Origin of the sequence: Roseibium aggregatum IAM 12614 (genome assembly GCF_000168975.1) — a bacterium.
Classification (GTDB): domain Bacteria; phylum Pseudomonadota; class Alphaproteobacteria; order Rhizobiales; family Stappiaceae; genus Roseibium; species Roseibium aggregatum.
The window spans coordinates 99,637-121,740 of the sequence record NZ_AAUW01000024.1; the positions used below are offsets into that span (position 1 = coordinate 99,637).

Genomic DNA, 22,104 nt, shown 5'->3' on the forward strand with positions numbered 1-22,104 from the left:
ACTTGATGTGTCGGCTTTCGTCATGCACGCTGACAGCGCTGTCAGCGTCAAATGAAAAATGGAGATATATCAATGCAGATCGGAGAAATTTCTCAGCGCAGTGGTATCACCGTCCGGATGTTGCGCTACTACGAGGCCGAAGGCTTGCTCCAGCCGCACCGAACCGGCAGCGGCTATCGCGACTATTCTGAAACCGACCTCCAAGAGGCGAAGCGCATAAAACAGTTGGCGGATGCCGGCCTGACGGTCGAGGCTATGCACGACCTTTTGCCCTGCATCATCAGCCCGAAACCGACGTTCCACCCCTGTGACCGCTTGCGCGCCCGGCTTGAAGGTGAAGTGGCGAAACTCGACCAGAGGCTGGCGGATATGGAGCGGTCCCGGTCCCAGATTGTCGGCTATTTAGCTGATCTGCCGGTGGATGCCCCCGCCGCCATGCCTCAGGACTAAGGCATTTGCACCGTAGCCATTATTTTCAAGACAGCCTCGCTGAACAGTGGCTATGAATGGCAAGAAGCGCTGTCAGAGCCGCCCTTCTTGCCTTGCGCAGCATTGATCAAAGAGGGCTCGAAGCAGCCATGCGGCAGCGCCGCAGGCCTGCCGTATCCGAACGACTTCGCTGACGTTGCTTCCGGCCCGAAGCGGTCATTGCCATACTCGTCAACGAATGTCCGTATCGTGCCTCGAGTCGGCTGTTTATAGTCTGTCGAACTTGCCAAATGAGATTCGCACGGAGTTAAACCCCGACGACGAAGAATGAAACATTTGCGATTATCAGGGACATATTTTTTTGATGCCGTAAGGCTGCTTCATTGTCAATCTGGAAGACTGCAAAATGGCAGAAAATCTATACCTCTGCTCTCAGCAACCATGTATGCTTCTCCGTCGATTTCCACCCCAAGGAAAGATGTTGCATTCCACCAGTCGCCGGACCACCGCCTTCTCTGGTGGCATCGCATTGTTTTCCCAAATACAGAACTGTACAGTCCGTCAGCGTAACCAATGCTCCGTGCTCGTTGCATTTAGCGATTTCCTCGGCTTGCACCGAGGTTGCGATAACAAGAGTTGCTAACAAAATGATTTTTCGCATATTTGGTTTCCAAATGAACAAATTCGAACATCTATTGGTATCTCGGCCAGTTGATGTTCTACAACGGTGACATTAAAGCCAATCATGTGATGCAGGCCACATAAAGTACGTTCGTCCACGAGATATAATTTTCAAAGCGTTGATGTACGCCTGAAGACGAACAGATATTCTTGTTTTCCGTTGTCGGAACATACGGCAATATCGATTTTATTTTTCAGAATATGCCTTTCTTGGAGAAAACATGGAAATTACAAAAGCGCTGATCTCTTTTCTTTTGTTTTTCGTTGGTTTCCAGTTTCCGGCCGTTTCGCAAACTGCAAGTCCCATCGCTCCCGTTTCCGGCGATCCGCTGATCGATTATCAGATAGACAACTGTGAAGGCACAAGAGGCTTTGGATGGCTCAGATATGAGCCCTCCGGAATACCGCGTCTTAGCGATCTCTGTCTGAATGAGGAAACCGGAACAGCCGTTGCTGCCGAGACTTTGTATAACCTTGAGTTGACCGCTAAGAGCAGAAACGGCCGTAAGTTCGAAGACCTAGCCTCCGGTGCAAATGAGTATCAGAGGGATCGGATTGAGATCACTGGAGATCAAAATGCGCCGAATTGCACTCAAGACAACGTTGAAAGTTTCCAGTTCTGGGCAAACGGTTCTTCGGTGAAACAGGTGCCAGGCCAACGAACTGCCTGGATCAATGGGTACACCATTCCTGTGACAAGTCCGGCCCCGATGAAGCCGACAGCCAAACTCTTGTTTGGGATTCGGAACATAACGCAAGCAGACACCGGTTCGAACACGTTCCCCGATGGACTCATCACAAACGGCTTTGGGGACATTTACGGTGACGCGTCTTTCACTGGCACCGATGGCTCAGTATCCCTAATCGAAGGCGCTGGACACAACTACGGAGAAGCTCGGGGCGAACTGTCTGTCAAGTTGTCTGGTAATGGTGAGTTCACGATCAGCGGTTCTTTCACTGCCAAGAACCAGCGCCTCAAGGGCCATGAAGCCAACGAAATGGTTCAGATCTACGGCGAAATTGTTCATTTTCGCGGACATGTTCTGGGATCCGGCGGTGAGCAGCTACTTGGGCACGGCATCGTACGAGGTGAGCTTCTGGATGCCAGTGGAAGAACCCATAGCTACAGGTCAACCGCCTATGTCATTGGCTGCATGTCTTCAGAATGAATTATTGAGGTTTTTATGCATTTTCGACAAGTTGCTTATTCTGTTTCAATCGCAATACCCGTTCTATTCGGATCTGTTCTGAATTCGCAAGCAGGGACCGGGATTACTGATCTTTGGGAGCGATATCTAAAGAATTGCGGAAGCCTAATGACCAGCAAAGAGGCCATGCTTGCGGATTTTCCAATCAAAGAGCCAGGGCATGTGCTCGGCATATCAGAAGCTGGAACTAGGCTTGCGTATGGCTGGGCATCCTCGGACTACACGGAGTCGGGAGCAGTGGAAGTTTCTTTCGGCCCTGAATTGATGTCTGTGAGTTGTACAGTCGGGATAACCTACAGCCAATCAAATATTGATCCCGCCTTGGAGGCGGCAAAGCTGAAAGAACACATTGCAATCAATGAGCGCCTTACTGTCGACGGTGGTCAGATGCAGTACCTGTCAGACACTCCCCAGAAGATTGAGAATTTTACAGGTTGCGGGGTGGCGCTGTCTTTCAACGTTTATGGCGTTTTCGAGGATCCTCAAATAATCTCTATTGTAGACATCAAGAAAAACTACGCGACGATTTTCAATATGTATGTAACCAAGGTTGATTGAGGAGTAGACGTTTTGAGAAACATTCTTTTGGCTCTTTGCGTTCTTGTTCCAACCAATGTCCAGGCCGACGGGTTGGGCTTCATGACACCCTCGAAAAATATTTTCTGTAACGGAGGAGTAACTGGCGGCGGTCATTTGTACTGCACGATTATCAATCGCAGCGGCCCCACACCTCTTCCGAAGCCCGCTTCATGCAATGGATACTGGGGACACGAGTTCTACATAGAGGCATTCGGCCGAGTGAAAATGATTTGTAGCCAACGACCTGAAACCGTGGACTACACAGACATCGCTCACTACGGAGTGTCAGGGGAATTCGGAAGTGTGAACTGCCGCTCGGAAAAAACCGGGTTCACATGTACCAATGCTGACGGCCACGGGTTCTTTTTGTCCCGCCGTAAACAACTCGTATTTTGATTGCAAAATATTATTTGGGGATTTGAATACGATGAAAACCTTGTACGCCGCCTCCGTGATGGTTGCGACATCTATTCTAGCTAGCAGTGCCCAAGCCGGGCAAGTTGAAACGGCATGGGACTTGTTCACTCAAAAATGTCAGCAGTTTCTCGATAATCCTGCTGAGTTTTTAGATCGATCGAACAGAAATATTCCAAGTTGGGAATGGATTATCCGCGAGGAAGTAAACACCGGTTTCTTTGAGTATTTCTCCGTTTCTCCTGGAGGGAAAAAGCAATTTACGGCGATAAGGCATGCAGGCGTAGAGAATGATTTTCTACACTGCTCACTCTCTGTAGTTTCAGAAAGATCGGAGTTATCCGAGACGATTTCGCGACATCTTTCAACTCTTCCCGATGTTCAGCAAGTTGGCGGTGTTATCGATTTTCCGAATGAAACAGGAATGTCAAACGATCTGAAACGATATTATTCAACAGCGAACCGGACTTCTCTCGCGGGTGTTTTTGATAGTCAAAATGTATCCACCCAGGTTCGTGTCGATGATGTTGGCAGTTTCTATTTTGAGGTTCATGCTGTTCGTCCTGCCGAATGAGGTAGAGGGCGTGGTTGATTTGAAGTGTTGGTAACTTCAGTCTTCTCGCACTGATCCTCATGGACAACCTATTGAAAGCCTACATCTAGATCACCTTTTTCGAATTGTATCACTGCTGCATAGCCGGAGCTGACATTCATTCCGACCACAGCGAATAACCGCTCCCCGCCCACTAAAGACCTTTGCTCGCCGTACAACGAACGCTCGCTTCGTGGTACGCGCGAGACCGCATGTTTGGGCCCGACATTCATAGCCGCAGGTCGTCGCCACGGTAGAAAACAACAAAAACGCGTTTGGAACACGAATATTGCGTAACGCCTTAAAACACGCTAACCGTGTCCATACACACTAAATTTGCGTGAGGCGGACATGAAAATCAAAGAGCTGCGTGAGAAGATGAACTGGAGCCAAGGCGAGTTGGCGAAACTGCTCAGCAGGACACAACAGACTGTGTCCAGGTGGGAGAGCGGAGCGACAGAGCCCGGCATCGAGGCCCTGCGCGACATGGCAATGATTTTCGGTTGCAGCGTTGACGACATTCTCGGGCTTGAAGGGATAAGCCCGAGCAACAAGCTCACCGTTTCAATTTCACATGCAGACGCGCTGGCCGAAGAGTTCGACGGCTGTTGGGGGAACCTGGGTCTCAAAATGAGGGACCGGAAACATATCAAATGGTATCCGATTTCTGCCTCGCAGCGCGACGAGATCAGAGACGCCCTGAACGGCGAAATCCTTCAGACGCAAGTGAAGTGGTTCACTGTCACAACGCTCAACAATCGCGCCCTGATCGTGAACCCTAAAGCTATGCGCCGGATCTGGCTGCTTGCAGAAGAACACGACGAACCAGAGAACAGAGATTTTGTGGACGTCGGCGACGCGATCACGGGATGGCCTCTCGAACTGTACCGCGGCCTTAGTGAATGGGCTTCATGCGACGACGAAAAAGCCTGGCAGAAAGGCACCTCCAAGAAGTACCGCTCTGCCATTGCCGCCTTTGTCTCTGAAAAAAATCTGGACCAAGAGAGTGCGCTAGACCTTGTCCATAGCGCCCACATCTACGACATCGGCGGCCACGAAACCTCCTATTGGGTGGACGAGCAAAATGCCTACGATGCGATAAACGCAATTGACGCGGGCGAGGGAGAGCCCCCGGCCGCATTTGAATTATCCCATCAATTCGGTGAGTTTGAATCGTTCTTCCCGGCCGCGAATATCGCACTGATTGACTTGCCATTGCTCGACATCATCGATGTGCACAAGAGCATGTTGGAAGAGTACGAAAACGAAGCGCAACAACTGGAAAATCGCTAGAAAGCAATCAGCATTTCCAGAACCGAACTGGATTCTGGATGTGCTTCAGCTCCGATTGTACCACGCGTTTTCCATTTTGCCCCACGTATAGTTCCCAGACTTCGGTGGGAGCTTCCGTGCCGACGAAGCCAACGCGGTGGGCCTCTGACCCGTCGGCATACGGGATGTCCGGGAAATTCTCCGGGGTGGCCGGCATCCAGCGTTCCGGACGAAATGCCCCAACCACGACGCCACGCACAACGGCGAGAACATATTCGGCCGCTTCAGCACGTTGCCGAGAAATGCGCCAACAGTAGCGAACGAGATTGTAAATCGCCTTTCGATTACTGCGATTTTCAAGCTTGTTTATGTTGATGAGTATCAAACTGTGCTCCGGGTCAACCGGTAGTTCTGGAAGGTCATATTTGGTGATCAGCTCCAGGTGGTTCATTGGCCCCCGGTCGCTGCTGGCGTGCCCACCCTGAACGTTTGTAAGGCCCGGATATGCATCGATGAGTGCTGCTTCAACCTCGAAAACGGCATCATTCGGGATTTCATGGCGGTGGATCACGTGGATCACATCAAGGCCAGCATTTTGGATGGCGCGAATTCGATCGAGTTTAGCGCCAAGTGTCTCATTACTCTCTGAGGACATTCCCGGCCGGCCGGCCGCATGATCGAAAACGCGATTGTTTCGTCCCTTGCCAACATAAAACGTCTCGCCATTCCTTGGATCGATCAATCGATAGACATAGTTCCCGAGCTTTTCGCAAACTTCTTCCGTAAACCGCATCATCTGTCTCCATCATCAAGCAGCCTGTCAACGCAACTCGTTGAGCTTGTTCTGCAGGCGGGCACCGTCCGGCGTCGCGAGCAAATTGAACACGTCCTTGTTTGCCTCTTTCGGGTTCAGCACAAGCCAGTTGTCACCGGTCACTCGGGTTGTGCCGCCCTCGGCCTGGAACGTGAGTTCAAGGAACGAAACCGGCGCCCCCTTGGTCCGGTCCTTCAGCGGGTTATTGTCGTTGACGTTGGCCGGGAGCGTCTTGTTGAACAGCACCTTGCTGTCCGTTTCACGGGCAACCTTGAAGCCAAGGGTCGGCCGCGTGAAAATGGCCTTTGAGGCGGCTTTGGCGGACGCCAAGTTCTTGGATGTTACGACGGTGGGCTTGTTTGCCTGGGAGAAGGCGGTGGTACCGCCATCGGTGGTCTGACATGCCGCCAGGAAGGCAGCCGCGCATGATGCGATCAGGAATTTTCTCATAAGTTTGCGGTCCTCGTGTTGGGGAGCTGGATTTCAATTGTTCCGTCGCCGGAACGTGGGGGCGAGCCCCCTTCCCTTGCAATTTGTCTGGCGGAACGCCAGTCCGCCGCGCACCGGATATCAGCCTGACCATCAGGTCAGTCCGCTTTCCGGCTGGGGCTGTTTCAAGAGCCCGAAGACGGATTTGTGAAGGTAGAGCTTGCCTTGGCGGGCACGTGTCAGCATTCCGGACACGAACCCGCCTGGATTGGCGACGGGGTTGTTCGGGTCGGAGAGGCGGCGTTCGGTGACGACGATGCAAACGGACGCGGCGGCCGGACCTGTTTCGCGGCGCAAGCTTGTCCAGAGCGCCGGACTAAGACCCAGATAGCCGGCCGCTTTCGCGGCGGCCCTGTCCAGGGCCGTCCAGTTTGCCTCCCTCTCTCCGGCCTCTAGTTGGATCATGTCCTGCATGAGCGGGCTGGCAACATTCATCACCTGATCGAGCCGGATGTGTTCGATCCCGGTGCTGGTAATACCGGCCTTCGGCCTCGCCTTCGCACCAGTGGGCATATTTTCGCGGTGCGTCTGCCCCCTACTCCCTTCTTCCATGCCGCCCGCGTTAGCGGGCTCCGTTTGCAGGATAACTTCATCGCCGTCCGGCGATGTCCGTTCGCCACTACAAGTCCCTACGGGATTTTGCCTTGTATCTTCCGTATATTGGTGCCGGAAATCCTGTTCCGCCTGGGCGGAAATTTCTTGATCGAGAACCGAGGTCAAAGCTTGTTTCAGGCGCGCAATCTCGTCCTCCAGTTCCAACCGGAGTGAACACACGGCAATCGTCGGCCAGGCCTTCTTGCTGAAGCTCCGCCCGGGGATCCTGCCAAGGAGGATTTCGGCCGATCTGATGAGATCGGCGCTGCAGTCATGCGCATGAGCCTGTTGCGCCAGATAGCTCAACACACGGCGCAAGGATCTGATGCGGCCGATTTCGGAAGTGCGCAGTTTGAGGTCATAATCTTCCGCCTCGCCCATCTTTTCGATGTCCGCAAACCGTTCGATGAGCGGCGTGAGCACGATGCCGTAAGCGTCCACGAGTTTCCCGGTCTCGTCGCGCTTGGCATATCGCCGACGGTTTCCAGAATCGTTCCAGAAGATCAGGCCTTTCCGGGCAAGACTGGCCTCGTAATTTCGGATCGTCCGCTCCTCAACACCGAAGTAAGCGGCAAGGGTCTTGACCTGGGAGAAGGCAACCGGTGCTCTCCCCTGCTCCCAGTCCTCGGCCTGCGTCATGCAAATTTGGTGCTCAAGGTACGCAAAAACGGCCGGCTTTAGATCGAGCGCACAACGCGCCCGTTTGAGAGCCTTGACCACGTCGATTTTGGTCTTGCCTTTTGGCAGACCGATTGAGGGAATGAGTATTCCGGATGAAAACGCGGGGCGATGTTTTGCAGCTTCTGCCGCGTCGATCCAGTCCGGATGCGTAGGGTATTCCAAATTGCTCAAGTCCAGCTCCGCCCCCTACCCTACGGTTGTGGATAGACAATAGAAGTCCGCCCGCAAAAATTGCGGCCAAGCTTGTTAAATTGTCCGGGGAGAGCTACAAAACCAGCGTTCTAGACATACCTCGGTAATGCTCTCCCCCTGGATCCGACTTGTCGGGTCTGGGGGTTTCCATTTCAGCCCCCTGAACGGGGTCTTTTGTGTCCTATTTCCATTCAAAGTCACCAGATTGACTCGCTGAATTGCAGCGAATCAGCTCAGCAACCTTGCGTTCATTTGACTGGCAATAGTGAGAGCAACTTTCAATTTTGTTTGAGAACGGCGGAGCTTTTTTCGCAACTTTTCTGTGAAGTAATCTTAAATTTTACTAGCTACTATTAACTTACGATAACCCGTATACGACCCAACAAATTTTACTTATTTACCGTTCGTAATATATTTCTATTAGTGGTCACCATTTCAGCAAAAATCAATCAACAAATACTTGTTAGCAGTTGCAATCATTGATAGAATCTCTCTAGTCAAAAGGAGAGCCAAAAGATGAGCCCCGTATTCAGGGTTGCAGTTATTGAGGTGACGCGTCTAATCGCCCTTGCAGCAGGGGCCGCATCAGCCTTTCTGCTCACCGCATTTTCAATTTCACTGCTCAATGTTCCCTACTCTCTCTTTTATGGCCCTTTGCCGATTGAGGAGTGGCTATTAACAGCTATTGCCGCGGCTATCGCTGTGGCGCCGGCCGTTTTCGTTGCCTACGTTCCGTCTTTCGCCGCCAGCGCCTTCGACATTCGTTTTTCGACACGCAGACTGTCTCAGCGCGAAAAAGAACTCGTCGCCAAGGTCGAAGCCGTTCTCGAAGACTGTGCAAAAAAGAGCGGGATCAAACTGCCCCAGATCGTTTGGCGGGTTCAGGACATTGGGGAAATCAATGCCATGGCCTACGCGCATAACCGGGTGTGCTTCAGCAAGGGCATCCTGCACAAGTACGGCGACACCCAGGCGGGCATCGAGCGCCTGGCCGGTGTTGCGGCCCATGAGATCGGGCACCTGCGAAATTGGGATACCAGGATCAACATGCTCCTGCATTACATGACCTTGCCGGTGAATTTCGGAATTGGCCTCGCCAACACCACCATCAACCGAATTCCGTTCATTGGGCTGCTCTTTACTCTGGTAACGGTCGTCTTCAGGCTTCCATGCGACATCGCGCACTTCCTGAACGGGTCCACGTCACAGTTTCAGGAGTACCAGGCCGACAGGTTTGCGGGAAAGCTGATGAACGGCGTCGGAATATCGGAATTTCTGGAGGACATTTCGCACATGAGCGAACTGCCGGGCGACAAGTTCTCCGACTGGCTCATGCGCACCCATCCGCCGACCGAGCTCCGACACGACGAACTGACGCGCGAAGCCCGGTAACTGCTCCCCCCACATTCTGGATCTTTCACAGCACGTTGACCTTCTCTCGCCGTGCCCCGTCCCCATTACTGACTCAAAGCGAAAACAATGAATATCACTGCCTTTCCGCGCCGCCCGAAACGCCCCAAGACCCCTGAAACGAAAACTTGGTGTGTGCCGGTAAACTTCGTCTTCGATGACGGCACCGAACTCTCCCTTCGCCTGGCTGAAAAGTCGGTCCAGTATTTGGAAAACCGCCTTTGGTCCGAAGACAATGAGAGGCAGTTCGTCATCTTCCAGACTGTCGAAGAGGTTGTTGCGCTCAATGCCCGACGCTTGACGCATTGGACACCCGATATGGAAGAACTCAGCATCGTTGAGTACGCGGAACGACGAGAAGAAGATGAGGACGAACCGGCGCCGGTCTCGGTTCACTGCGCCAACCTGGCCGGACCAATCCAACTTTGGTGTGTGGCGGAAAAGGAAGGCGGTGAAAGGGAGCCGGTTCGAACCGCAATGATCGATCTGGACGATGCAGACAGCCTAGGCCAGCCGTTCTTGAGGGTCACGGATTCCAGCTTGCAGCCGCATTATTTCCGGACAAGCAGCGTGCTCCTGTTTCGGGTGCCACAGTGGATCATTCCAGGCTTTTCCGACTGAGCCGCCCGACGTCACACCTCCACGACGAACTGCCAGATTTGAGCTTCATCTTCGTTCCTTCGTCACTACGACGAAACCCAAATCCTCCTTAAATCACAAACCCAAATCTGGGCCATAGGTGCTGACGCCGGACAAGGATACCATTCAGCTATTCAAGCCCGGCAGTAGCACGCCTAAGGCCGACATTGGATATGGTGCGCTGGAATACGTCAGAAGTTCATCAATCTGTGATTTAATAACATTACTTGAGGAGAGCCGCCGTGCGGGCAGCCTCCTCAGGCTGGCCTGACCGGACGAAAGGATGATTATCCGGAAGCCACAAGGAGCCACCATGACAGGAAATCGCCAAACCGACCTCTCCGATCTGTCGTTCGACGAACTGGACGAGCACAATTTCCCCCGCGCAGAAGAAAACGAGTTCGACCGCGTCGTCGAACGCGCGATTTCCCGCCGCGGCTTCCTGGGCGGCGTGCTCGCCTTTGGTTCAGGCGCGGCCGTTATGGGAACCGGGCTTTTGGATAGCACCTCGGCACAGGCTCAGGCGGCTTCTCGCTTTGCCTTCACGCCGATCGCGGCCCAGACAGACGGCACCGTGCATGTGCCGGAAGGCTACGATTGGAAGCTGCTGGCCCGCTGGGGCGATCCCTATTTCTCCGGCGTCGATGCCTTCGATCCGGAAACCGGCGTTTCCCTGGAGGCTTCCGACAAGGTCTTCGGCGAAAACACCGACGGCATGGAGAGCTTTGTCTACAATGGCCACCAGCTCCTGGCCATCAACCACGAATACGTCAATCCGAAGATCAATCTGCCGCTGACCGGTGGCGAGACCGAGACTGCGGAAGATGCGCTGAAACTGCAGAATATGCAGGGTGTCTCGGTCATCGAGATCGCGGAAGACGATTCCGGCTGGTCGATCGTGGTCGACAGCCCGTTCAACCGCCGCATCCACCAGAACACGCCGATGAAGATCTCCGGTCCGGCTGCCGGCCACGACCTCTTGAAGACCGAAGCCGATCCGTCCGGAACGTCTGCTCTCGGCACCATGAACAACTGCGGCTCGGGCAAGACGCCCTGGGGCACCTATTTGACCTGTGAAGAGAACTTCAACACCTACTTCGGCACCACCGAAGCCTCTCAGGACCAGAAGCCGATTGAACGCCCCTTCGGTTACGACCGCTACGGCATCGCCAACGAAGGCCGCTACGGCTACGAGAAATTCGACCCGCGGTTCGATTTCTCCAAAAATCCGAACGAACCGAACCGCTTCGGCTGGATTGTGGAGATCGATCCGACCGACCCGAACAACACGCCTGTCAAGCGCACCGCCCTTGGCCGTTTCAAGCATGAGAACGCCGAAGTCGTTCTCTCCCGCGATGGCCGTGTGGTTGTCTACCTTGGCGACGACGAGCGCGGCGAGTTCCTCTACAAGTTCGTCTCCAACGGCAGCTATGTGCCGGGCGGTCCGACCGAAGGCCTGCTCGACGACGGCACGCTTTATGTCGCGAAGTTTAACGACGATCAGTCCGGCGAGTGGCTGGCGCTGACGCCGGACACCACCGGCATGCCCCTTGCCGAAATCCTCGTCTATTCGCGCATCGCAGCGTCCAAGGTCGGCGCGACGACCATGGACCGGCCTGAGTGGGTGGCTGCCAATCCACATGCGGTCGAAGCCTATTGCTGCCTGACGAACAACAAGAACCGCGGCGTCAAGACCAACGCCGGTGGCGATGAAACGCCGGTCGGCGGACCGAACCCGCGCGAAACCAATAACTACGGCCAGATCGTCCGCTGGTTCCCCCGCGAGGACGATCATGGTTCGACGACCTTCGATTGGGATCTCTATGTGATGGCTGGCAACCCGACCGTCCACAAGGATGCCTATGCGGGATCAGAAAACGTGAACGAGGGCAACCTCTTCAACTCACCGGACGGCATGGCCTTCGACTCCAGCGGCATCGTCTGGATCCAGACCGACGGCGACGACAGCAACGAGGGCGACTTCGCCGGCATGGGCAACAACCAGATGCTCGCCGGCGACCCGGTGACCGGCGAGATCGCTCGCTTCATGACCGGCCCGAACGGCTGTGAAGTGACCGGACTTTGCTGGTCGGCCGACCGGCGCACAATGTTTGTCGGCATCCAGCATCCGGGCTCCAACTGGCCGGACGGAGGCAAGCTGACACGCTCCTCCGTGATCGCAATCAAGCGTTCGGACAACGGCCTAATCGGCTGACGCCTATACACAGAGATGCCTCCGGACCTGCGTCCGGAGGCGTTTCCTCAAAGTGGCGGACAGTTCGTCGCGTCCACTCCGCCTTGAGATTTGCACAAGGTGTCACTTCGGCTCCAACCGGAACTGCCCCCGACTTGACCTCAAAACCCTTTCACCACCCTGCCATTGTACTTGTGAGGAGCTGTTACCTCATATTGGGGAATGCTGGCAGCGCCGATATGGAAGCAGGCACGGTCGATGGTGGAGACGAGGATCTGCGTATCGGAGATAAACCCGGAAGCGATCTGGTTCAGCTTCTTCACCATCGCCTTGAACACGCTTTGTGGCAGCAGTCCGCCAAGTACGATTGCTTCACTGTCCAGAAAGAGCTGGGCATGGCGTACCAGCGGAGCGATCTGGTCGCAGGCGCGTGAAATCCAGGGCGCGATGCGCGGATCGTCGCCCAGGTCTTCGTCAAGGTCGAAAAGGCTCTGATGGGTTTCTCCGAGATCGGCGAGGAATGTCATCAAATCCCTGCCGCTTGGGCGCGGCATGTTCTGAGGGAAGAGCCCGCCCAAGGCGGCGGCATTTCCAAAAGAGCCGCGATAAAGCCGGCGATGGATGATGTTGCCTCCGCCGAGCCCGTAGGCAAAATAAAAAAGCGTAAAATTCTCCATGCCTGCGCCTGCACCAAAGTAGGCTTCGGCAAGAGCGGCCGCATGGGCATCGTTCTCGACCCAGGTCGGAACGCCCAGGACCTGCTCGAATAGCTCCCGGGGCCGGGACTTGCGCCAAAGCGGCCACTCGGACGGTGTAAAGAAACGGTCCTTGTTGTCGCTGAAATTGATGGGCAGCGAGATGCCCGCTGCCAGCAACTGGCTCCTGTTCACGCCTGCGGTTTTAAGCAGATTCTCCAGCGTCGCCTTGGTCAGGGCGGCCACATCCTGCGGATCCCGGATCTCAGTGTCCACCATCTGTTCGGCGATAATCTCGCCGGTGAGGGAGCTGAGGGAAAAGGCGATCCGGTCCACGGTGAAGGCAATGCCTGCCGTGCGGAGCTTGGAATTGTCGAGGCGCAGCAGTCTCGTCTTGCGCTTTGCCGCCGAACGTGTCTGCGCGACGCTCTCGTGGCTCGCGTCCTCAAGCATGCCCCAGTCGATCAGGTCCTGGCTCAGCCGTGTCAGGGTTGCCGGCTGCAAATCGGTGATCTCGGCGACATCGATGCGTGACAGGGGCCCGTTCAGCCGAAGCGTGTCGAGAATTCTGCGGTGATTGTGACCAAGCGAAAACTTCGGCGTCAGCATGGCGTCTCTCAGGGACGGGCGATTCAGATCATCCTTTCTGGCAGCGGAAGACGCGGAATACAACCGCTTCACTAATTTTCTTTATGTAATGTAATTGTCATTGACCGGGTCTATCCCTGTGGCCATTCCGCAATCAGGAAGCCCACCGACCTTGCTCAAGGAGCCCAGAATGCAACTGAAATGTCTTGCCGCCTCTGCCGCGGTGATTGCTGCCATGACGGGAGCGGCCCACGCCGCAGATGTGACCGGCCCGGCGTTTGGCGACACTTTCAATGTCACCGACACATCGGTTGATCTGAGCCAGCTCACCCGTGAAAATTTCTACGACGTCCTGGTGCCTTTGGCCAAGAAGGACGGCGAAATGACCTTCTACAGCTACTGGCCGCCTGCGCCGCTGGTGGTCTTCCAGAACCAGATCATTCCGGCTTTTGAGAAGAAGTACGGTATCAAGGTCCATTTCAACTCGGTCGAGACCAACGTCGGCCTGCCTCAGCTGGATGCCGCCTACAAGGAAGGCAAGCCGTCTCCGATGGACGGGTATTTCTCTTCCGATCTGCCGGCTGACCTGAATGAGATGGCGAACATCCGCCTGACCGACATTCTGCCGAATGCAGCGGATCTCGACCCGTCTCTGGCCTATGAGTATCGCGGCATCGAGCACAATGGTGCCTATGTTCCCTTCCATGGCAACCAGACGGTCATCGCCTTCAACTCCGCCTTTGTGAAGGGCGATGAGGTTCCGCAGACCTTCGAAGATCTGCTGGCCTACTCCAAGGCAAATCCGGGCAAGGTGGCCATCACGTCGCCACTGCGCGGTGGGTCAGGCAGTGGCTTTCTGACCGCTGTCTCCCACAAGCTGATGAGCGATGATTGCGTGGCCAAGTGGATGGACCTCAGCGCTGATGAAGCTGCGGCAGACAAGCTGGTGAACAATTCGGAGTGTTTTGCTCCCGTATGGGCCTATTTCAATGACCTGCTCGAAACCGCGCAGATCACCAATGGCAACACCGACACGCTCAATCTGATGGCCAATGGCGTGGCCAATGTCGGAACGGCTTGGGAAGATCTTACCTTCTCCTATGTCATGGGCAATCAGCTTCCCGATACAGTGCGCGTGACCATCCTCAACGGTGGTCAGCCGGGCGGTGCCGAAGGTGCGTTCATTCCGTCGAATACCGCGAACCTGGCTGCCGCACTTTTGTTCATGGACGAGATTCTGGCCCCGGAACATCAAGCCTGGAAGCTAGCGGGCTTCGCTTCGCGTTCGCCGAAGACCGAGCTCGATGCCTCCCTCATTCCGGCAGAGGCCCAGAAGCTTCTCGTTCCCGCCGACATCTATGAGGAAGGACGCATTTCCAATGCAAACCCGGTGATGTCCCGCGTGGTGCGTGATGCCTTTGCGGCAAACGTTCTCGACAAGTAAGACAAGATGGAAAGCGCCTGGCATGCCCGCCCTGAAAAACGAACTTGATGTCCTGGACATCTCCAAACACTACAGCGGCGTCGAGGCGCTTTCCCCCACATCCCTCTCGGTGGCGAATGGCGAATTCGTCACCATCCTAGGACCGTCCGGCTGCGGAAAGTCCACCCTGCTGCGAATGATCACCGGGATTACCCTTCCATCAGGAGGGCATATCCTGCTGCAGGGTCGCGATATCACTCGTCTGCCGCCGGAAAAGCGCGACATTGCGATCGTTTTCCAGTCCTATGCGCTGTTCCCTCATATGAGCGTGCGCAACAATATCCTGTTCGGCCTGAAGATGAAAAAGCTCGGCAAGCAGGAACAGCTCAGACGCTTCGAGCATGTCGTGACGATTTGCGGGTTGGGCGACCTGGTCAGCCGCTACCCGAAACAGCTCTCCGGCGGACAGCAGCAGCGTGTGGCACTGGCACGTGCACTGGTCATGCAACCGGCCTTGTTGCTGCTTGATGAGCCGCTGTCAAACCTGGATGCGAAGCTGCGGGAATCCCTGCGCGATGATCTCCTTGCCCTTCATCGCAGCACAGGCTCTACGACGCTTTATGTGACACACGACCAGAGCGAAGCCATGAGCATGTCCGACAGGATCATCGTCATGGACAAGGGGCGTGTGGTGGAATCCGGTCGCCCGCGTGATCTATATCTGAAGCCGCAAAAGAGATTCACGGCGCTGTTTTTTGGCCACACCAATCTGGTGCCGGTCGAAGCAGAGGGGACACTGGCAACCTTGCCGTGGGGGAGCGTTCTGCCGCTAGACCAGGCTGCCCGTGGCAAGGGAGAAATTTCCCTGCGTCCCGAATGCATCTCCGTCTTCCCTGACGCCGCGGGCGACGCGGTGGTGCGTCAGGTAACCTTCATGGGACCGGATATCTTTTACGATCTCCAGATCGGAAACCATTGCCTGAAGTCAAGGCAAGGCAGCAACGGCGTGCCGCTTGAGGTCGGTGCGCGGGTGAATGTCCACATCGAGGGCATCGCGACGCTGCTTGAGCAGACCGGTTCGGCAAGCGTCTCTGCGGGGGCGGCTCCCGAGAGCCCTTCGCTTGAAGGAGACCGATGATGCGGCGCATGGCCCTCGACCTGCCTCTGTTGCTGTTGCCCGGGGTCGGCTTTCTCGTACTGACCTTCGGTCTTCCGCTTTACTGGGCGATTACGGGGTCTCTGGGTCTCGGGGCGGATGGAACCGGCTTCACGCTCATGCATCTTGCCGACATCTTTCTGGAGACCAAGTTCCGCAAGGGGCTGATGATGTCCCTCTATTATGCGATCGCGCCCACGGTCCTGACCCTCTTTGTCGCCATTCCGCTGGCCATGCTTTTGCAAAAGAGCTTCCCAGGCCGCAAGCTTTTCAATGGCCTCTACAAGATCCCGCTTGCCATTCCCTCAATCGTCGCGGCCTTCATGGTCCTGACGCTGATCGAGCAGGGGGGCTTCATGGACCGTGTCCTGGTGCACATCGGCTTGAGCATGCCCAAGATCGTGCGGGATCAATTCGGCATTGGCGTCATTCTCTCGACGCTCTGGAAGGACATTCCCTTCATGACCTTGATCATCGCGGGGGCCTTTGGCGCAATCCCCAAAGACATGGTGCCTGCTGCCCGCAGTCTCGGCGCGTCAAGGACGAGAGCCTTCCTGATGGTTGAACTGCCGTTGGCAATGCCGGGAGTAACGGCCGCTACCCTGTTGTGTTTCGTCAAGTCGATCGGGAACTTCGCCGCGCCCAGCCTCCTGGGCCCAGCTTATCCCTTGCCGCTTTCGATCCAGATGTATGACGCCTATCGCGAAGGCGACTGGATCGCGATCTACAGCATGGGCACCGTGCTCATCATCGTCTCCTTCATCGTGCTCGGTGCCTACTACGCGCTGACCGCCAGGACCCTCCAACACATGAAACGGGAGGGCTGACATGCAGCGCTACCACAGCATTTTCCTGAGCCTTCTCGCCCTTGTCTGCCTCCTGTTCATGCTCGTGCTTCCGATCGGCATCATCCTCTTGTGGTCGGTGTCCAATGGCTGGTTCCCGCCCAATCTCTCGCCGGGTGATTACACCTCGCGCCATTGGGCGATGTTTCTGTCGGACCCCACGCTGACCCCTGCGATTGTCAACAGCCTGGTTATCACGGTCATCGTCACGGCCAGTTCCATGGTCATCGCCATGCCAACGGCCTGGGCACTGGCGCGGTTCGATTTCCGCCTTAAGAAAATAATCGAGATATTTATCCTCGCGCCGTTGATCGTGCCCGGAATGGTGGTGGCTGTCGGGCTCGGGCGGGTGTTTCTGAAACTGGACCTCGCCTATTCCATGGAAGGGGTCATCCTGGTGCAGATCGCGGGTGTCCTGCCCCTGACCATCCGCATTCTGTCGGGCGGGTTCGAAAGCATTCCGGGCGACATCATCAACGCGGCACGGACCCTCGGAGCACATCGGTTCGCCATCATCCGGTACATCCTGTTGCCTCTGAGTATCCCTGCCATGTTGGCTGCGGGGCTTCTGTCCTTTGTTGGCAGCTTCGAGGAATTCGAACGCACGCTGATCATTGGCGCGCCGATCGTCCACACGCTCACCACACGGCTTTTCGTCAATCTGTCCGGGCAGGGGCTTGTCATTCCCGTCGCTGCCGTCGTCAGCCTCATTCTCCTCCTCCCAGTCCTGGTCGTCTTTCTGCTGACCAGCCGCATCATGCGCGACGACGTCATGGCTGCCGGCATGGGCAAACTCTAACTGCATCGAGAAACGGAACTGAAATGTCTCAAGCAACATTCCGGGTCGGCGCTTCCGCCGAGTCCGCCAACGGCCTGCCGGCGACCATCAATGAAAGCCTCGACATTCTGGAAAAAATCGGGACGGACACCGTCGAACTGCCATTGCTCTGGATGGAACTGGTTGCCAATGGCGAAGTGATGCAGGCACGGCTTGAGGAGTTGCGTCAGGCACTGGCGGGGCGTCCGTTCGGCTACAGTGCCCACGCTGCCATCGGCATCAATTTCATGAGCGATCCGGTCTATCTGGACTTGCATGTGCGCCTCGCCCGAGCCCATCTGGCAATCTCGGCAGAACTGGGCTGCGAGCACATGGTCCTTCACACCGGCTTCTGTCCGCCGTATTTCGCCAAGCCGCAGATCGAGAAACTGTATGACCAGCAGCGGGAGACGTTCCTGAAGCTTGGCGAGGAAGCCAAGGCGGCCGGGGTCGTTCTCTGCGTCGAGAACATTTTTGCGGAGAAGGGCAATCGGCTGACAGCTACGCCCTCGCAGCTTGCGAAGGAACTGCGCCTCATCAACCACTCCCACGTCATGGCCTGCCTGGACATAAGCCACGCCGCACTGCATTGCGACAGTCTGGGGCTTGACCTGATGGAGGAGGCTGGGGCGCTTGTTCCGCTGGCAAAGCATGTGCATATTCACGACAGCTTCGGCCGCACCGGCAACATTCCCGTTCATACCCAGCAGGAAGCGCTTGGCCTCGGTGTCGGTGATCTTCATCTGCCGATCGGCTGGGGCAACCTGCCGTTTGACGAGATTGTCTGCCTGGACAGGTTTCCGAAAGACGCAATCTTCAACATCGAACTCAACAAGCACCGCTGGCACGCGATCGAGGAGACCGTCGTTGCGGCCCGGCGCGTTGCAAAAATTGCTTTCGAGCAGTCACGCCCGGATTGAACTTACGACTCGCTGATCGGCAGGGTAATTATGATTTCGGTGCCCCGGGAACTCGGCATGGTCTCAATCGTCCCGCCATGCCGCAGAACGAACTCCTGAGCCCGAGGCAACTGCCGGAACCAGGTTTGATCTGCCGAAACGCCTGAGGGTGACATCCGCCAGTTCCGGAGGCACCCATCAACAGAGCCCGGAGATTCATATCCAATCCTTTACCCGCCCGGTGCGCAGGTCCTCTCCGCACCACATCGGGGCACGGGAGCGCGGAGAGGTATCCAGTTGACGGAAAGCGCTGGGTTAGCGCTTCCAGCCTTCTGTCTTCATCAGAGCTTCGGCTTCCGGCGTTATGAGAAATTCGAGAAAGGCCTTTGCTTCCGGATCTGCCTTGGGGGAGAGCACGACATTGACGTCACGCCAGATACGGCGGTTATCGTCCAGATCGACATAGCTCAGGACGTCCGGGTTGTTGATCGGCCAGTTCGGCCAGGTGATCCAGGCATCGGCCTCCAGGTTCTTGAACGCCCTGAAGCTGGCGCCGGAACCCTTTTCGAACGCGACGATGTTCGCGCGGAAGGCGGAGATTTCGCCGAGAGTGCCTGTCCTGCCGGCAACGTCTTCCCAGACGCCGGTGCCGGACGTATTGGCAACGCCGGCGCCCTCGGTCACGACGATCTTCATCCCGTCCTTGAGCAGATCTTCAAAACCCTCGATCTTTTTGGGATTGCCAGCCCGCACCGCGATGATGGCGGGCCGCACATAGATCGGCTGCACTCCGTCGGACGCAAAGTTGCCATAGGTTTCCAGAAACGCCGTCATCGACTGTTCGGACGTTCCCCACAGAATGTCGGCATCCGCCTGGGCTTTCGCAGACCAGGTGGTTTCCGGGCCGGCTGTGATCTCGACCTTGTTTCCGGTCTTTTCTTCCCAGGCCTTTGCAACTTTCTGGAAGGCCGTGTGCGGACCGCCTGCGCCGTAGAGCTTGACGATGCCGTCTGCCGGCTGGTGTTCAATGGACGGATCGGCGAGCGTGCCTTCATGGGCTTGAACGGGGCTTACGCAAGCCAGAAGAGCGAGCGCACGGATGGTGTTCTTCATGTCGGAGTTCCTGATTTCCTGTTGATTTGAGGCGCAGGACGCCGGAGGCGGCTTTTCACCGCCTCCACTGCGGATTACGCCTCCCGGCCGTCAGGTCTTCCCGCTGGAGGCATCACGAACGCGCGAGGTCACCAACAGGTGTGGCGAGATACGGTGACGCTCAGTTCGATTGCTGCGATGGGTCGAACTGGGTCTGGATCAGGTGGGCTAGGTTCAGGAGCTCGGGCCGGGGCATGTCGCCGGTCACCGCGTAGGTGAAGGCGGTGTCGCTCCAGAAAAACGCCTGCTCGGTGCCGGATTTCACGAACTGGAATTTCGGTTCGCCGTCGACCCCGCGGCGCAGGTAGACCGTTACCCGCTTGCCGTCCTCGTCGTCATACATGAGCTGCGCCGCCGGATCGATGCCGCTCGGCAGCAACCGTCCGCCCATCAGCGTCAGACCGGCAACCCGCAGATCGGGAATGCGGAACGGATGGTTCAGCCGGTTGCCGAGCCAGGTCGCCAGATGCCGCTGGTCACTGGCCGCGACTTCGACGGGATGGGCAACTTCAACGGTGAAGGTGCGGTGGGCCGTCAGGGCGTCGGTGAGGAAGGGTTGCTGTCCAGGCTGGCCCGCCTCCGGTTTCAGGGACCAGCCTGCGAAGACACCCACCAGCAGGGCCGCCGCGATGGAGGCGGCGATGCCGGTGCGTGGCAGCCATCTGCCCCGGGACGGTTCAACCAGGCTCGGCGGCTCGGCCTTCACGCGGGAATAGGCCGTCCTGAGACTGACCGCGATCTGCCGGTCCGCTTCGACCCAGGCAGCTGCCTCCGGATTTTCCTTGAGATAGGCCTCGACCTCGCGCCTGCGTTCGGCCGGCAGCTCATTATCGATATATCGGACGAGGTCCTCCTCCGCGATGGGAGGCACCGCCTGGGAATTCATGTCACGCTCCTTAGATGGGGACGCTCGGAGGCGCGGGGGGCTTCTCTCAGTCTGGCACGGGCGCGGCTGATGCGCGACATAATGGTTCCTTCGGCAACATTCAGGATCGCGGCGGCTTCTGCATAGGTAAAGCCTTCGACCCCGACCAGGAACAGGGCCTCGCGCTGGTCCTCCGGCAGGGCCAGCATGCGGATGAGAAGATGCTTGAGTTCGGCGCTGTCCTGCTGCGAGGCCGGTGCTTGAAGCTGGTCTTCCAGATCGTCCAGCCCAATGTGGTTAGAATGCCGCCGTAGCCGCCGCCAGCGGCTGACGTGAAGGTTGCGCATCATGCGGAAGAGCCATGGCCGCAGCGGAACGGACGGCCGGCGCAGGCTCCACTTGCGCAAGGCTCGTTCCAGGCAATCCTGGACAAGGTCTTCCGCCTCGGTCTGGTCGCAGGTCAGCGTCACCGCGTAGCGATGCAGGGCCGGCGACTCCCTGAGCAGGCGTTGTGTATGGTCGGGCAAGAGCTCTTCCTCGTAGACACTACTGACACCAACGCTCGCGCTGTCCGAATTATTCCATCGGCGGCCAGAAAGAAATTCCCGCTTCATCGGGAAGGAAATCTCCACCGGCGGCGTAGTCACCACCGGATGCGGCAGATCGCATCTCGAATAGTGAACGAATGGAGACCTCAAATGAAGCTGATCAGTAAATTTGCCGCAACCGCTTTTGCCGGCACGGTTCTTTTTGCATCCGCAGCCCTGGCCGGTCCGGGAGAAGACCTTGCACGCGCCCATTTCAACAACATTGCCAGCGGCAAGGTCGATGCCCTGAAAGCATCTTATTCCGACAAGGCGGTACTGGATTGGGTCGGTGGCCCGCTGGACGGTGTCTATACCGGTGCTGCCAGCATCGGCACGGTCTGGACCAAGTTCACAGATGCACAGGGCAAGCTGAAAGTCGATGTCTCGAATGTCCAGGAAAACGCCAACCCCGCCGGTGTGACCGTGACCGCAAATGTGCGCTTTTCCGGCAAGAACACCATCCCGGTCCGCTACGTCCTGACCTATCGGGGCGGTAAGCTGGCAAGTGAAATCTGGCAGATCGACCCCAAGCTCGCGAAGTAAGCCGGTATCACCCTGCCTGCTGTTCCCGCTTGCATGGGAGGGAGAACCGGCGCGCAAGCATCCTGCGTTCACAAGAACGCAGGATGTCTTTTTTTACCGGGACAAGTCCAGTGGAAACGCTATCCAAGTTTGTTTCCGGAAGTTTGCTTTGCTCTTCCCTGCCGGCTTGCTGTTTCGGCCATTGAGATTGATACGCCTCTGCAAGGCTCTTATTGAGCGTCATTTCAACTGCCAGTCCGTTGTCAGGAGAAATCCTGGTGTCGCGAGACTGATTGCTATTACGTTCAGAAAAGCAGCTCACAGGGCGCTTGGCACCTGTTCCTGTTCATCACCACCCGATGCGCGG

22 protein-coding genes are annotated in these 22,104 nt (G+C 56.6%); 15 read left to right on the forward strand and 7 right to left on the reverse strand.

The annotated features are described in order from the left end of the window. The first annotated feature begins 72 nt into the window (after positions 1 to 72). The 6 genes from SIAM614_RS26265 to SIAM614_RS26280 all read left to right on the forward strand — a co-directional run bounded on the left by SIAM614_RS26265 (position 73) and on the right by SIAM614_RS26280 (position 5,196). Positions 73 to 450 (forward strand): MerR family transcriptional regulator, encoded by a 378-nt coding sequence (locus tag SIAM614_RS26265; protein WP_006939231.1) that lies wholly within the window; start codon positions 73 to 75, stop codon positions 448 to 450. Between the two features lie 881 nt (positions 451 to 1,331). Further along, on the forward strand, positions 1,332 to 2,279 hold the full coding sequence (locus tag SIAM614_RS26270) for a hypothetical protein (RefSeq protein WP_006939232.1): 948 nt from the start codon (positions 1,332 to 1,334) through the stop codon (positions 2,277 to 2,279). Positions 2,280 to 2,426: 147 nt separating this feature from the next. After that, positions 2,427 to 2,876 (forward strand): hypothetical protein, encoded by a 450-nt coding sequence (locus SIAM614_RS26275; RefSeq protein WP_006939233.1) that lies wholly within the window; start codon positions 2,427 to 2,429, stop codon positions 2,874 to 2,876. Positions 2,877 to 2,903: 27 nt separating this feature from the next. Continuing rightward, entirely contained in the window at positions 2,904 to 3,293 is a 390-nt protein-coding gene (locus SIAM614_RS33600) for a DUF6636 domain-containing protein (RefSeq protein ID WP_407636316.1), read from the forward strand. 31 nt (positions 3,294 to 3,324) lie between these two features. Then, positions 3,325 to 3,885, forward strand: coding sequence for a hypothetical protein (locus SIAM614_RS32250; protein WP_157140100.1), 561 nt, complete (start codon positions 3,325 to 3,327; stop codon positions 3,883 to 3,885). A 369-nt stretch (positions 3,886 to 4,254) separates the two neighbouring features. Further along, the gene (locus SIAM614_RS26280) at positions 4,255 to 5,196 is read left to right on the forward strand and encodes a helix-turn-helix transcriptional regulator (protein WP_006939235.1); all 942 of its coding nucleotides are present in this window, start codon (positions 4,255 to 4,257) and stop codon (positions 5,194 to 5,196) included. 7 nt (positions 5,197 to 5,203) lie between these two features. Here SIAM614_RS26280 and SIAM614_RS26285 read toward each other — a convergent pair whose 3' ends face one another. The 3 genes from SIAM614_RS26285 to repC all read right to left on the reverse strand — a co-directional run bounded on the left by SIAM614_RS26285 (position 5,204) and on the right by repC (position 7,924). After that, positions 5,204 to 5,968: an LEM-3-like GIY-YIG domain-containing protein gene (locus SIAM614_RS26285; protein WP_157140101.1), complete on the reverse strand. Its 765-nt coding sequence runs from the start codon at positions 5,966 to 5,968 to the stop codon at positions 5,204 to 5,206. A 27-nt stretch (positions 5,969 to 5,995) separates the two neighbouring features. Further along, a complete protein-coding gene (locus SIAM614_RS26290; protein ID WP_006939237.1) occupies positions 5,996 to 6,439 on the reverse strand; it encodes a hypothetical protein in 444 nt (147 codons plus the stop codon). Between the two features lie 132 nt (positions 6,440 to 6,571). Beyond that, positions 6,572 to 7,924 carry a replication initiation protein RepC gene (gene repC, locus SIAM614_RS26295; RefSeq protein WP_040441172.1) on the reverse strand — a complete coding sequence of 451 codons (1,353 nt, stop codon included), beginning with the start codon at positions 7,922 to 7,924 and terminating at the stop codon, positions 6,572 to 6,574. Positions 7,925 to 8,461: 537 nt separating this feature from the next. Between repC and SIAM614_RS26300 the strand changes: the two genes are divergently transcribed. From SIAM614_RS26300 to SIAM614_RS26310, 3 genes are all read left to right on the forward strand, one after another. Beyond that, the gene (locus SIAM614_RS26300; protein ID WP_081455358.1) at positions 8,462 to 9,337 is read left to right on the forward strand and encodes a M48 family metalloprotease; all 876 of its coding nucleotides are present in this window, start codon (positions 8,462 to 8,464) and stop codon (positions 9,335 to 9,337) included. An 87-nt stretch (positions 9,338 to 9,424) separates the two neighbouring features. Further along, a complete protein-coding gene (locus tag SIAM614_RS26305) occupies positions 9,425 to 9,976 on the forward strand; it encodes a hypothetical protein (RefSeq protein WP_040441173.1) in 552 nt (183 codons plus the stop codon). A gap of 331 nt (positions 9,977 to 10,307) precedes the next feature. After that, positions 10,308 to 12,209 (forward strand): PhoX family protein, encoded by a 1,902-nt coding sequence (locus SIAM614_RS26310; RefSeq protein ID WP_006939241.1) that lies wholly within the window; start codon positions 10,308 to 10,310, stop codon positions 12,207 to 12,209. A 140-nt stretch (positions 12,210 to 12,349) separates the two neighbouring features. On the opposite strand, the gene SIAM614_RS26315 is transcribed toward SIAM614_RS26310, so the two are convergent. Then, the gene (locus tag SIAM614_RS26315) at positions 12,350 to 13,492 is read right to left on the reverse strand and encodes an ROK family protein (RefSeq protein ID WP_006939242.1); all 1,143 of its coding nucleotides are present in this window, start codon (positions 13,490 to 13,492) and stop codon (positions 12,350 to 12,352) included. 169 nt (positions 13,493 to 13,661) lie between these two features. Here SIAM614_RS26315 and SIAM614_RS26320 point away from each other — a divergent pair, with 169 nt between their 5' ends. The 5 genes from SIAM614_RS26320 to SIAM614_RS26340 are packed head-to-tail and all read left to right on the forward strand — an operon-like array spanning position 13,662 to position 18,632. Continuing rightward, positions 13,662 to 14,915: an extracellular solute-binding protein gene (locus SIAM614_RS26320; protein WP_006939243.1), complete on the forward strand. Its 1,254-nt coding sequence runs from the start codon at positions 13,662 to 13,664 to the stop codon at positions 14,913 to 14,915. 22 nt (positions 14,916 to 14,937) lie between these two features. Next, positions 14,938 to 16,032: an ABC transporter ATP-binding protein gene (locus SIAM614_RS26325; protein WP_006939244.1), complete on the forward strand. Its 1,095-nt coding sequence runs from the start codon at positions 14,938 to 14,940 to the stop codon at positions 16,030 to 16,032. After that, the gene (locus tag SIAM614_RS26330; RefSeq protein ID WP_198137414.1) at positions 16,032 to 16,877 is read left to right on the forward strand and encodes an ABC transporter permease; all 846 of its coding nucleotides are present in this window, start codon (positions 16,032 to 16,034) and stop codon (positions 16,875 to 16,877) included. Before SIAM614_RS26325 ends, SIAM614_RS26330 begins: the two co-directional genes overlap by 1 nt. Position 16,878: 1 nt before the next feature. Further along, entirely contained in the window at positions 16,879 to 17,694 is an 816-nt protein-coding gene (locus tag SIAM614_RS26335; RefSeq protein ID WP_006939246.1) for an ABC transporter permease, read from the forward strand. Between the two features lie 23 nt (positions 17,695 to 17,717). Next, positions 17,718 to 18,632, forward strand: a complete 915-nt coding sequence (locus SIAM614_RS26340; protein WP_006939247.1) for a sugar phosphate isomerase/epimerase family protein — start codon at positions 17,718 to 17,720, stop codon at positions 18,630 to 18,632. Between the two features lie 294 nt (positions 18,633 to 18,926). On the opposite strand, the gene SIAM614_RS26345 is transcribed toward SIAM614_RS26340, so the two are convergent. The 3 genes from SIAM614_RS26345 to SIAM614_RS26355 all read right to left on the reverse strand — a co-directional run bounded on the left by SIAM614_RS26345 (position 18,927) and on the right by SIAM614_RS26355 (position 21,242). Next, positions 18,927 to 19,724 carry an extracellular solute-binding protein gene (locus SIAM614_RS26345; protein WP_006939248.1) on the reverse strand — a complete coding sequence of 266 codons (798 nt, stop codon included), beginning with the start codon at positions 19,722 to 19,724 and terminating at the stop codon, positions 18,927 to 18,929. A 160-nt stretch (positions 19,725 to 19,884) separates the two neighbouring features. Continuing rightward, positions 19,885 to 20,649 carry an anti-sigma factor family protein gene (locus SIAM614_RS26350; RefSeq protein WP_006939249.1) on the reverse strand — a complete coding sequence of 255 codons (765 nt, stop codon included), beginning with the start codon at positions 20,647 to 20,649 and terminating at the stop codon, positions 19,885 to 19,887. Beyond that, positions 20,646 to 21,242 carry an RNA polymerase sigma factor gene (locus SIAM614_RS26355; protein WP_081455360.1) on the reverse strand — a complete coding sequence of 199 codons (597 nt, stop codon included), beginning with the start codon at positions 21,240 to 21,242 and terminating at the stop codon, positions 20,646 to 20,648. The genes SIAM614_RS26350 and SIAM614_RS26355 overlap by 4 nt, the downstream gene beginning before the upstream one ends. An 84-nt stretch (positions 21,243 to 21,326) precedes the next feature. On the opposite strand from SIAM614_RS26355, the gene SIAM614_RS26360 reads away from it, so the two are divergent. After that, positions 21,327 to 21,758, forward strand: coding sequence for a nuclear transport factor 2 family protein (locus SIAM614_RS26360; protein ID WP_006939251.1), 432 nt, complete (start codon positions 21,327 to 21,329; stop codon positions 21,756 to 21,758). Positions 21,759 to 22,104: the final 346 nt, after the last annotated feature.